Source organism: Psychrobacter sp. GW64-MNA-CIBAN-0177 (genome assembly GCF_040309585.1).
GTDB lineage: Bacteria > Pseudomonadota > Gammaproteobacteria > Pseudomonadales > Moraxellaceae > Psychrobacter > Psychrobacter okhotskensis.
Map to the genome: position 1 here is coordinate 1 of NZ_JBEOOY010000073.1, position 411 is coordinate 411.

1 protein-coding gene is annotated in these 411 nt (G+C 44.3%); it reads left to right on the forward strand.

From position 1 onward, the window contains the following. A partial coding sequence (locus AAEY79_RS14225; RefSeq protein WP_352288879.1) for a DNA-directed RNA polymerase subunit alpha C-terminal domain-containing protein occupies positions 1 to 354 on the forward strand: 354 nt, incomplete at its 5' end. Positions 355 to 411: the final 57 nt, after the last annotated feature.

Below are 411 nucleotides of genomic sequence, written 5' to 3' on the forward strand. Positions count from 1 at the left end.
GAGGAAGCAATTCGTCGTTCTGCAACAATTTTAGCTGAACAGCTAGATGCGTTTGTTGAACTACGTGATGTTACTGAGCAGGCTGTTGTAGAAGAGAAACCGGAGTTCGATCCGATTTTGCTGCGTCCTGTCGACGATTTAGAGCTAACTGTACGTTCGGCTAACTGTTTAAAAGCCGAAGCGATTCATTACATCGGAGATCTGGTACAACGCACTGAAGTTGAGTTGCTTAAGACCCCTAACTTAGGTAAGAAATCTCTTACTGAAATTAAGGATGTTTTAGCGTCTCGCGGACTGTCGTTAGGTATGCGTCTAGAAAACTGGCCTCCGGCTAGTTTAGCTGACGACCTATAAGTCTCAGGTTAGTACAGATTTAGGTTATAAGGATTAGGTCATGCGCCATCGTAAGAG